At 66.3% G+C, this 10,038-nt stretch carries 10 protein-coding genes and 1 pseudogene; 4 read left to right on the forward strand and 7 right to left on the reverse strand.

The window, feature by feature from the left end; genetic code table 11:
• Nucleotides 1-83 precede the first annotated feature (83 nt).
• Nucleotides 84-1,041: pseudogene (locus tag BM118_RS39730) on the forward strand (IS481 family transposase).
• 175 nt (nucleotides 1,042-1,216) lie between these two features.
• On the opposite strand, the gene gshB reads toward BM118_RS39730, so the two are convergent.
• The 3 genes from gshB to rsmI are packed head-to-tail and all read right to left on the reverse strand — an operon-like array spanning nucleotide 1,217 to nucleotide 3,510.
• The gene (gene gshB, locus BM118_RS39735) at nucleotides 1,217-2,161 is read right to left on the reverse strand and encodes a glutathione synthase (RefSeq protein ID WP_092193449.1); all 945 of its coding nucleotides are present in this window, start codon (nucleotides 2,159-2,161) and stop codon (nucleotides 1,217-1,219) included.
• A gap of 10 nt (nucleotides 2,162-2,171) precedes the next feature.
• Complete coding sequence (locus tag BM118_RS39740; RefSeq protein ID WP_092193451.1) at nucleotides 2,172-2,573, reverse strand: YraN family protein; 402 nt, start codon at nucleotides 2,571-2,573, stop codon at nucleotides 2,172-2,174.
• Nucleotides 2,560-3,510 carry a 16S rRNA (cytidine(1402)-2'-O)-methyltransferase gene (gene rsmI / locus BM118_RS39745; RefSeq protein ID WP_092193453.1) on the reverse strand — a complete coding sequence of 317 codons (951 nt, stop codon included), beginning with the start codon at nucleotides 3,508-3,510 and terminating at the stop codon, nucleotides 2,560-2,562. The genes BM118_RS39740 and rsmI overlap by 14 nt, the downstream gene beginning before the upstream one ends.
• A 362-nt stretch (nucleotides 3,511-3,872) precedes the next feature.
• Here rsmI and BM118_RS39750 point away from each other — a divergent pair, with 362 nt between their 5' ends.
• On the forward strand, nucleotides 3,873-5,108 hold the full coding sequence (locus tag BM118_RS39750) for a penicillin-binding protein activator (RefSeq protein WP_092193455.1): 1,236 nt from the start codon (nucleotides 3,873-3,875) through the stop codon (nucleotides 5,106-5,108).
• A gap of 53 nt (nucleotides 5,109-5,161) precedes the next feature.
• Here the strand turns inward: BM118_RS39750 and hemW are convergent, their stop codons facing one another.
• From hemW to rph, 3 genes are read right to left on the reverse strand one after another with little or no spacing between them, the layout of a single operon-like run.
• A complete protein-coding gene (gene hemW / locus BM118_RS39755) occupies nucleotides 5,162-6,316 on the reverse strand; it encodes a radical SAM family heme chaperone HemW (protein ID WP_092193457.1) in 1,155 nt (384 codons plus the stop codon).
• Nucleotides 6,303-6,938, reverse strand: coding sequence for an RdgB/HAM1 family non-canonical purine NTP pyrophosphatase (gene rdgB / locus BM118_RS39760; protein ID WP_092193459.1), 636 nt, complete (start codon nucleotides 6,936-6,938; stop codon nucleotides 6,303-6,305). The genes hemW and rdgB overlap by 14 nt, the downstream gene beginning before the upstream one ends.
• An 11-nt stretch (nucleotides 6,939-6,949) precedes the next feature.
• Nucleotides 6,950-7,663, reverse strand: a complete 714-nt coding sequence (gene rph / locus BM118_RS39765; protein WP_092193461.1) for a ribonuclease PH — start codon at nucleotides 7,661-7,663, stop codon at nucleotides 6,950-6,952.
• Between the two features lie 163 nt (nucleotides 7,664-7,826).
• Here rph and hrcA point away from each other — a divergent pair, with 163 nt between their 5' ends.
• Nucleotides 7,827-8,915 carry a heat-inducible transcriptional repressor HrcA gene (gene hrcA, locus BM118_RS39770; protein ID WP_027543757.1) on the forward strand — a complete coding sequence of 363 codons (1,089 nt, stop codon included), beginning with the start codon at nucleotides 7,827-7,829 and terminating at the stop codon, nucleotides 8,913-8,915.
• A 97-nt stretch (nucleotides 8,916-9,012) separates the two neighbouring features.
• Complete coding sequence (gene grpE / locus BM118_RS39775; RefSeq protein ID WP_092193463.1) at nucleotides 9,013-9,621, forward strand: nucleotide exchange factor GrpE; 609 nt, start codon at nucleotides 9,013-9,015, stop codon at nucleotides 9,619-9,621.
• A gap of 145 nt (nucleotides 9,622-9,766) precedes the next feature.
• On the opposite strand, the gene BM118_RS39780 is transcribed toward grpE, so the two are convergent.
• The coding region (locus BM118_RS39780) for a transposase (protein ID WP_143099603.1) at nucleotides 9,767-10,038 on the reverse strand (272 nt) is incomplete at its 5' end.

Consider the following 10,038-nt stretch of genomic DNA (forward strand, 5'->3'; position numbering starts at 1 on the left):
TGTGGTCTTTCAGGAGGTTGTCCATCTGGTCTGAACCGAGGAAGCTGAGGTTGCGAAGCTTCAGTGTTCCAAGGAGAGACCAGATGAACGTCCACAAGAATGCGCCTTTGACGCCCAAAAGGTCGAGAGGCGATGGTGCGAAGCGTGGTCGAGGGCGGGCTGAGCCAGGCCGACGCGGCTTTCCAGTTCAACACGACGCCGAAGACCGTTGCCAAATGGGTCAAGCGGTTCCGCGAGGAAGGCGTAGAAGGGTTGCGCGACCGCTCCTCCAGACCCCACTCATCGCCGAGCCAAACCCCGCCAGCCACGTGCACGGTTGTCGAGGTCTTGCGCCGCCAACGTCATACCGGCAAGCAGATCGCAGCTAAGGCCGCTGTATCACCGGCCACTGTCAGCCGCATTCTGCGCCGCTTGGGACTAAACCGGATCCGAGATCTCGAACCGGTCGAGCCGGAACGCCGCTATGAACGCGAGACCCCAGGCGAGATCATTCACATCGACATCAAGAAGCTCGGGCGTTTCAAGCGTGTTGGCCACCGCATCACTGGCGATCCGAGTGGTCCGAACAAGAGCCGCGGCGCCGGCTGGGATTTCGTCCACGTCTGCATCGACGACCATTCCCGCGTCGCCTTCTCCGAGATCAAGCCCGATGAGACGGCGGACAGCGCTGTTCCCTTTCTCAAGGCCGCTGTGGCTTATTACAAAAACCTCGGCGTCACCGTCACGCGTGTCATGACCGACAATGGGAGTTGCTACCAGTCCTTCGCCTTCCGCGACGCTTGCCGGGACCTCGGCATCAAGCATATCCGCACCAAGCCTTACACGCCGAGAACAAACGGCAAGGCCGAGCGCTTCATTCAGACAGCGCTTCGCGAATGGGCTTATGCCAAAGCCTATCCCACATCAGATCGGCGCGCCCGGGAGCTGCCGATCTGGCTGCACCAATACAACTGGCACCGGCCCCACGGTGGTATAAAATCTCAAACGCCGATCAGCCGGCTCGGTTTGACCGAGGACAACCTCTTGAGGCTCCACACCTAGTGCGCAATTGCGCACGGGGGGCCGGGACCCATACCGCGTGATCTTTCGATTGTAGTAGGTAGAAGTACCAACGGCGGGTCTTCGCCAAACCACTCCCTGGGGGTATGGGTCCCGGCCTTCGCCGGGACGACGTTGGGGAGAGGCCGCGCGCGTCCTCTACACGGTCCCTGCCGGCCTACTTCGCCCGCTTCTGCTCGATCGTGTCCCAGACCTTCGCCGCGACGTCCGGGCCGCCGAGCCGCGCGATGGCGCGGATGCCCGTTGGCGATGTCACGTTGATCTCGGTGAGGTTGCCGTTGATGACGTCGATGCCGACGAACAGCAGGCCGAGCTCGCGCAGCGCCGGGCCGACGGTGGCGCAGATCTCGCGTTCGCGCGGCGTGAGTTCGGTCTCCTGCGCCGCGCCGCCGCGCACCATGTTGGAGCGGAGGTCGTCGGCAGCGGGCACGCGGTTCACCGCGCCGGCGAACTCGCCGTTGACCAGGATGATGCGCTTGTCGCCGTGCTTCACCTCGGGAATGAACTGCTGGATCACCCAGGGCTCCTTGAACGTGACCGAGAACATGTCGAACAGCGAGCCGAAATTCATGTCCTGCGGCATCACGCGGAACACCGCCGCGCCGCCATGGCCGTGCAGCGGCTTCATGACGACCGCGCCGTGCTTGTCCCGGAACGCGTTGATCTCATCCAGGTCGCGCGAGATCAGGGTCGGCGGCATCAGCTGCGGAAAGTTCATCACGAACAGCTTTTCCGGGGCGTTGCGCACCGAGGCCGGATCGTTGACGACCAGCGTCTTCGGATGGATGCGCTCCAGGAAATGCGTCGAGGTGATGTAGGCGAGGTCGAACGGCGGGTCCTGCCGCAGCAGCACCACGTCAAAGCCGTTCAGCGCCTCGCGCTTGGGCTCCCCGAGGGTGAAATGATCGCCCGGCTCGTCGCGCACGGTCAGCAGCTGCACCGGCGCGACCAGCTCCTCGCCGACCATCGAGAGCTTGTCGGGCGTGTAATAGGACAGGCCGTGGCCGCGCTTCTGCGCCTCCAGAAGCAGCGCAAAGGTGGAATCGCCCTTGACGTTGATGCGGGCGATGGGGTCCATCTGGACGGCGACGTTCAGTTTCATGGTCTGCCTTTCAGGTCGAGGCGTCGAATGCTGCCAACACATGGCGCGGAAGTGACCGCGGCGCAATCAGCATGGCGTCGAATCGCAATTCGAATTCGGCATGCTCGGGATGCGCTACGAGCCAGCCTTGCGCGGCGTCGATGATGCGCTGCTGCTGGCGCGGCGTCACGGCGAAGGCGGCATCGTCGAGGCTCGCGCGGGCCTTGACCTCGACGAAGGCGATCAGGTTGCGGCGGCGCGCCACGATGTCGATCTCGCCATGCGGGGTGCGGTAGCGCTTGGCGAGGATGCGATAGCCCTTGGCCATGAGATAGGCGGCGGCGCGGCTCTCGGCGGAGATGCCGGTGCGGAACGCGGCGACGCGCTCGGGCGAGGGGGCTTTCGGTTCCGCTCCGCCCTCAGTCTTCGCCATCGCCGCCCCGCAAATCTCTTGCGAGCTCGAGTGCGCGGGCATAGACCGTGCGCCGCGGCCGGCCGGACAGCTCGACGGCATGGGCCACCGCGTCCTTGACGCTGTGGGTGGCCAGCTGCGCGCGCAGGAGATCGTCGAGCGCATCCGACGTCAGCATCTCGGCGTCCGCCGCAGGCGGTGCGATCACCAGCACGAACTCGCCGCGCGTCTCCAGCGCATCTGCCTCGCGTGCCAGCTCGTTCAGCGTCGCGCGCGAAATCTCCTCGTGCAGCTTCGTCAGCTCGCGGCAGATCGCGGCCTCGCGCGTCCCCATGATCTCGGCGAGCTCGGCGAGCGTGTCCTGCACGCGGTTGCCGGATTCGAACATCACCAGCGTCGCATCGATGCGGGCAAGCTCGGCAAGGCGCGACCTGCGCGCGGCGGATTTTGCCGGCAGAAAGCCCTCGAAGAAGAAGCGGTCGGTCGGCAGCGCCGCGACCGACAGCGCCGCCAGCACCGAGGACGGGCCGGGCAGCGCGTAGACGGCATGGCCGGCGGCGCAGACCTCGCGCACCAGCTTGAAGCCAGGATCGGAGATCAGCGGCGTGCCGGCGTCCGACACCAGCGCGACCGAGCCGCCTTGCGAAAGTCGCTCCAGGATCTTCGGGCGCGCGGCCTCGGCATTGTGCTCGTGATAGGGCTTGAGCGGCGCGGAAATGTCGTAGCGCTCGGTCAGGCGCCTGGTGATGCGGGTGTCCTCGCAGGCGATGACGTCGACGCCGGCGAGCGTCTGAAGCGCGCGCAGGGTGATGTCGCCGAGATTGCCGATCGGGGTGGCGACCAGATAGAGACCTGCGGCGGCTTTCGGCGCCGCAACACGATGGGCATCGATGGAGAAGCCGCGCGGGGCGGCGTCTGTGCCTTCAGGCGTATTTATCGGGGCCGGCTTTGCGCGCATAATGAAACGAACTTAGGCATGATCCACGGGGCTGGGAACCGGTCCTCCGAAAAAGATCATGCCGAGGCAAGAGGGCAAGCGAGGGGTGAGGCAAGAACTGAAGGGGACGGGAATGTGATCCATCCGGGATCACATTCGAGAGGGGATCAAGCACCAGCGCCATATTCGCGGCGGAAACGCCGCCTTGATGCTGGGCGACGAACGGCGAACAGCTAACCGGGAATTGATGTGCGGCCGCGTTAAGCGATCATTATCCTTTTGTTTTGGTTAACTATTTGCCGACAATATGCCTGAATCCGCGGCTTCTGTCGCGGCAAGAGTGTGTGACCGGCTGGCGACGGCAGGTCAAAAGAGAAGCTGCCATGCTGGGCCCGCGTCATCCAAAGTCTTCCGAACCGGGGTCCCAATCGTCGGGTGCGACCCGGCGGAGCGCGCTCGGCCTGTTGCTCGGCGCGCCGCTGCTGTCGGCCTGCGCCGGCGTGCAGCAGAGCCTCAGCCAGTTCTCCAATCCCTTCAGCAGCTCCTCCGCGCCCCCGGCTCAGCCGGCCGGCCCGCCGCAACAGGCCACGACCGCCGGCACCGGCGGGGTGAAGGTTGCCGTGATCCTGCCGCTCTCGGCCGCCGGCAACGCCGGCCTCGCCGCGCAGTCCATGCGGAACGCCGCCGAGATGGCGCTGGCCGAATTCCAGAATCCGAACATCCAGCTCCTGATCAAGGACGACAATGGCAGCCCGCAAGGCGCGCAGGCTGGTGCGCAGCAGGCGGTCGACGAAGGCGCCGAGATCATCCTGGGACCGCTGTTTGCGCAGTCGGTGCCGGCGGTGGCGCAGGTCGCGCGCACGCGCGGCATTTCCGTCATCGCGTTCTCGACCGATTCCAGCATCGCCGGCCGCGGCGTCTATCTGCTGAGCTTCCTGCCGGAGTCCGACGTCAACCGCATCGTCGAATATTCCGCCAGCATCGGAAAGCGCTCGGTCGCCGTGCTCGTGCCCGACAATGCCTATGGCAACGTGGTCGAGGCCGCGGTGAAGGCGGCGGTGCCGCGGCGTGGCGGCCGCATCGTCGCGTTCGAGAGATACGGTGCCGATCGCGCCACGCCGGCGCGCGCCGTGGCGCAGCAGCTCGGCAGCGCCGATGCGCTGTTCATCGCCGATGACGGCGACGCCGTCGTCACGGTGGCGGATGCGATGACCGCGGCGGGCGCGAATTTGCGCAACATCCAGCTGCTCGGCACCGGCCTGTGGGACAATCCGCGCGTCTATGCGAGCTCGGCGCTGCAAGGCGGCCTCTATGCCGCGCCGGATCCGGCCGGCTTCCGCGGTTTCTCCGGCCGCTACCGCACCAAATACGGCGCCGAGCCGATTCGCACCGCAACGCTCGCCTATGACGCGGTCGCCCTCGTCGCCGCGCTCGCGCGCACGCAAGGCACCACGCGCTTCTCGTCCGACGTGCTCACCAACCCCTCGGGCTTTGCCGGCATCGACGGCCTGTTCCGCTTCCGCGCCGACGGCACCAACGAACGTGGCCTCGCGGTGATGAAGGTGACGAACGGCGGCGGCGTCGCGGTCGCGGGCTCGCCGAAGAGTTTTGGGGCGTAGTTGTTTCTCCGCCGTCGTCCTGGCTTTCGCCAGCACGACGATGTGGTGAGAGCTTATGCCGCCAGGTCCGCGACCACGGCATCCAGCACCGGAAATCCGCTGCTTGTCACGCGCAGGCGGCCGCTGGTGTCGACCGTGATCGCACCTTCCTCGCGCAGCAGTGCGATGCGCTTGGGGTCGAGCGGGCGGCCGGAGAGGGCGGTGTAGCGCTCGGGGTCGATGCCTTCGGCGAGACGGAGTCCCATCAGCAGGAATTCGTCGGCGCGCTCCTCGCTGTTGAGGAGATCGTCGGTGACGACGCCGTGGCCGCCGGTCTCGACCCGCATCAGCCAGGCTTCGGGACGTTTCTCGGTGGCGGTGGCGTGCCTGATGCCGTCGATGTCGAGCCGGCCGTGCGCGCCGGGGCCGATGCCGGCATATTCCTCGCCGCGCCAGTAGACCAGATTGTGCCGGCACTCGGCGCCGCGCCGCGCGTGATTGGATATCTCGTAGGCGGGCAGGCCGAGCTTGTCGCAGGTCTCCTGCGTGACGTCGTAGAGCGCGCGCGCGACCGCCTCATTCGGCGTCTTCAGTTTGCCGGCCTGGTGCAGGCCGAAGAACGGCGTGCCTTCCTCGATCGTCAATTGATAGAGCGACAGATGCTCGGCCGCTTCATCGATCGCGAGACGCAGCTCTTGGGCCCACATCGCCGGCGTCTGGTCGGGGCGGGCGTAGATCAGGTCGAACGAATAACGGTCGAACGAGCGGCGCGCGATGGCGACGGCGTCCAGCGCTTCGCGCGCGCTATGCATGCGGCCGAGCGCCTTCAGCGAAGCATCGTCGAGCGCCTGTACGCCGAGCGAGACGCGGTTGACGCCGGCGGCGCGATAGCCGGCAAAGCGCGTGGCCTCGACGCTGGTCGGGTTTGCTTCCAGCGTGACCTCGACGTCCTTCGCCACCGTCCAGTTCTTGCCGATCGCATCGAGCACGGCGCCGACGGTCGCAGGCTGCATCAGGGACGGCGTGCCGCCGCCGAGGAAGATCGAGGTGACCTCGCGGCCGGGCGCGCGCTGCGCGGTCGTTTCGATCTCGCGCGCGAAGGCGGAAGCGAAGCGCGCTTCGTCGATCGCGACGTGGCGGACATGGCTGTTGAAGTCGCAATAGGGGCATTTCGACAGGCAGAACGGCCAGTGCACGTAGACGCCGAAGGCTTCCTTAGCGCGGCTCAAGGCAGATCTCCGCCAGTTTCACGAAGGCGCGGGCGCGGTGCGACAGGCCGAGGCCGAGCGGCGGCAGCCCGTGCTTCTCGATGCTGGTCATCTCGCCGAAGGTGCGGCTGTGACCGTCGGGCAGGAACATCGGATCGTAGCCGAAGCCGGCTGTGCCGCGTGGCGGCCAGACCAGCGTGCCGTCGACGCGCGCCTCGACCTCTTCGAGATGATCGTCGGGCCAGGCGACGCAGAGAGCGGAGACGAAGTGCGCCTTGCGCTTGTCGGGCGTGGTCGCGCCGCGCTCCTGCAACAGGCGCTCGATCCGCGTCATCGCCACGGTGAAATCCTTGGTCGGGCCGGCCCAGCGCGCACTGTAGATGCCAGGCGCGCCGTCGAGCGGGTCGACCACGATGCCGGAATCATCGGCGAAGGACGGAAGCCTGGACGCCTGCGCCGCAGCGACCGCCTTGATCGCGGCGTTGCTGCGGAAATCCTTGCCGGTCTCGTCCGGCTCGTGAAGGCCGAGCTCGCCGGCCGACACCGCCTCGATGCCGTAAGGCGCCAAAAGCTCCTTCATCTCGGCGAGCTTGCCGGGATTGTGGGTGGCGATGACGAGCTTTCCCGTGATTCGGCGGTGCATGGGCCTATTGACTACGCGACAGCCAGTTTCTGCAAGTCCACGAGGCGCGCGACGCCCTTGCGCGCCAGCGCCATCAGCGCCAGGAACTCGGCTTCCGTGAACGGCTCGCGCTCCGCGGTGCCCTGCACCTCGATGATGCGGCCGTCGCCGGTCATGACGAAATTGGCGTCGGTCTCGGCCTCGGAATCCTCGGCATAGTCGAGGTCGAGCACGGGATTGCCGTTGTAGATGCCGCAGGAGATCGCGGCGACGTTGTCGCGCAGCACGTTGGCCTTGACCATGTTGCGCGCCTTCATCCAGTTGACGCAGTCGGCGAGCGCGACCCAGGCGCCGGTGATCGAGGCCGTGCGCGTGCCGCCGTCGGCCTGGAGCACGTCGCAATCGACCGTGATCTGGCGCTCGCCGAGCGCTTCGAGATTGATGATGGTGCGAAGCGAGCGGCCGATCAGGCGCTGGATCTCGACGGTGCGGCCGCTCTGCTTGCCGGCGGAGGCCTCGCGGCGGGTGCGTTCTGAGGTCGCGCGCGGCAGCATGCCGTATTCGGCGGTGACCCAGCCGCGGCCCTGGCCCTTCAGCCACGGCGGCAGGCGGTCCTCCAGCGTGGCGGTGACCAGCACATGGGTATCGCCGAATTTCACCAGGCAGGAGCCTTCCGCATATTTGACCACGCCGCGCTCCAGCGTCACGGGGCGCAATTCGTCGGGCGCACGGCGGCTTGGCCGCATGGGAAATCCTCCAAAACTCACGGGAATAGGCTGTTCGCGGTGCTTGTAGGTGGGGTGAGGGTGAGCGGCAAGGCCTTTTCGGTCCCCAGGCAAGTGCAAAACCACGCTTGTCATGGACCTCCCGGATGGACAAATTATAAGCATCTGAGAGGAGTTGCCGTCTGTGGCCCATCACGATCCGATCCATCTGATCGCGCCGCGCGCAGGCCTCGCCCAGCTGAATGAGCGTTCCCGCGACATCTTTCGTCAAATCGTCGAAAGCTATCTCGCGACCGGCGAGCCGGTGGGGTCGCGGAACATCTCACGCCTGATCGCGATGCCGCTGTCGCCGGCCTCGGTCCGCAATGTCATGGCCGACCTGGAACAGCTCGGCCTGATCTATGCGCCCCACACCTCCGCCGGCCGTTTGCCGACGGAACTCGGCCTGCGCTTCTTCGTCGATGCCTTGATGCAGGTTGGCGACCTCAATGACGCCGAGCGGCAGTCGATCCAGAGCCAGCTCACCTCCGTCGGTCAGGCGCAATCGGTCGAGGCGGCACTGGACCAGGCGCTGACCCGGCTGTCGGGCCTGACCCGCGCCGCCGCGGTGGTGCTGACGCCGAAATCCAATGCGCGGCTGAAACACATCGAATTCGTCCGGCTGGAACCGGAAAAGGCGCTGGTGATCCTGGTCGGCGAGGATGGCCAGGTCGAAAACCGCGTGCTGACGCTGCCGCCCGGAGTTCCCTCTTCGGCGATCACCGAGGCCGGCAATTTCCTCAACGCGCGGATTCGCGGCCGGACCCTGGCCGAGGCGCGGCTCGAGCTCGAGACCGCGCTCGCGGAAGCCCGTGCCGAGCTCGATCAGCTGACGCAGAAGGTGATTTCGGCCGGTATCGCCAGCTGGTCCGGCGGCGAGAACGAGGACCGCCAGCTCATCGTCCGCGGCCACGCCAATCTGCTGGAAGACCTGCACGCGCTGGAGGATCTGGAGCGGGTGCGCCTCTTGTTCGACGATCTCGAGACCAAGCGCGGCGTGATCGACCTGCTCGGCCGCGCAGAAACCGCCGAGGGCGTGCGCATCTTTATCGGTTCGGAGAACAAACTGTTCTCCTTGTCGGGCTCCTCCACCATCATCTCGCCCTATCGGGATGCCGCCGGCCACATCGTCGGCGTTCTGGGCGTGATCGGGCCAACACGGCTGAATTATGCCCGCGTGATCCCGACCGTGGACTACGCCGCCCGCATCGTCAGCCGCCTTCTGGGGGGCTGACCGGCGTTTGAGCCGATCACGGGCGCTTGATTTTCGGCGCCCGAAGCACGATATCCGGGCCAGAAAAATCCCTGAGACAAATTCGAAAAGAGAGCCGATGAGCGATCGAGACCGGCAACCCGAAGACACGACCGCGCCGACCGGCGAGCCCGTGGTGTCAAAACCCTACATCATGCCCGACGATCCCGAGCCGGGCTCGGTCGAACTGTTGCAGAAGGAAGCCGCCGAGGCGCGCGACCGCATGCTGCGGACGCTGGCCGAGATGGAGAATCTGCGCAAGCGCACCACCAAGGAGGTCGCCGACGCGCGTCTCTACGGCATCACCGGCTTTGCCCGCGACGTGCTCGACATCGCCGACAATCTCCAGCGCGCGCTCGACGCGGTTCCGGCCGAGGCCCGTGCCGCGGCCGATCCCGGCCTGACCTCGCTGATCGAGGGCGTCGAGCTCACCGAGCGCTCGCTGCTCAACGCGCTGGAAAAGCACGGCGTGAAGAAATTCGACCCCTCGGGCCAGAAGTTCGACCCGAACTTCCAGCAGGCGATGTTCGAAGTGCCTGATGCGTCGGTGCCCGCTGGTACGGTCGTGCAGGTCATGCAGGCCGGCTACACCATCGGCGAGCGCGTGCTGCGTCCGGCTCTCGTCGGTGTCGCCAAGGGCGGCGCGAAGGCTGCGCCCGCGGCGAACAACAACGAGTCGGCCAACTAGCTCGCAGACCTCATGGTGAGGAGCCGCGCCCTTGCGCGGCGTCTCGAACCATGAAGGCCACGATGTAACAGCTCGGCCTTCATCCTTCGAGACGCGCGCGAAGAAGCGCGCTCCTCAGAGCCTGACTCAAAAAGCGTGGGCGTCTTCAGGGTCTGGCCAAGCGGCGAGTTAGGAGCCTCAGATGGGCGGCGAGCAACCAGGCTAGCTCGGTGGCGGCGGAGCCTTCGAAGTCTTTGGAGAGGCGACGACATCTGCCGAACCATGCAAAGGTACGCTCGACGACCCAGCGCCTGGGCAGGAGCTGGAAGCCTTTGACCCCGAGCGGTCGCTCGACGATCTCGATCGTCCATGGTCCGCAGTCGGAGAGTGCGTTGACGAGCTGTTTGCCGCGATAAATCCGATCGGCAAAGACATGCT

The organism is Bradyrhizobium sp. cf659, from assembly GCF_900113725.1.
In the GTDB taxonomy this organism is placed as follows: Bacteria; Pseudomonadota; Alphaproteobacteria; order Rhizobiales; family Xanthobacteraceae; genus Bradyrhizobium.

What these genes read in the sequence shown, in the direction of transcription:
- rph (WP_092193461.1), bottom strand. Translation starts at nt 7,663, where the DNA reads ATGCGGCCAAGCCGCCGTGCGCCCGACGAATTGCGCCCCGTGACGCTG.
- rsmI (WP_092193453.1), bottom strand. Translation starts at nt 3,510, where the DNA reads ATGCGCGCAAAGCCGGCCCCGATAAATACGCCTGAAGGCACAGACGCC.
- grpE (WP_092193463.1), top strand. Translation starts at nt 9,013, where the DNA reads ATGAGCGATCGAGACCGGCAACCCGAAGACACGACCGCGCCGACCGGC.
- gshB (WP_092193449.1), bottom strand. Translation starts at nt 2,161, where the DNA reads ATGAAACTGAACGTCGCCGTCCAGATGGACCCCATCGCCCGCATCAAC.
- BM118_RS39750 (WP_092193455.1), top strand. Translation starts at nt 3,873, where the DNA reads ATGCTGGGCCCGCGTCATCCAAAGTCTTCCGAACCGGGGTCCCAATCG.
- rdgB (WP_092193459.1), bottom strand. Translation starts at nt 6,938, where the DNA reads ATGCACCGCCGAATCACGGGAAAGCTCGTCATCGCCACCCACAATCCC.
- BM118_RS39740 (WP_092193451.1), bottom strand. Translation starts at nt 2,573, where the DNA reads ATGGCGAAGACTGAGGGCGGAGCGGAACCGAAAGCCCCCTCGCCCGAG.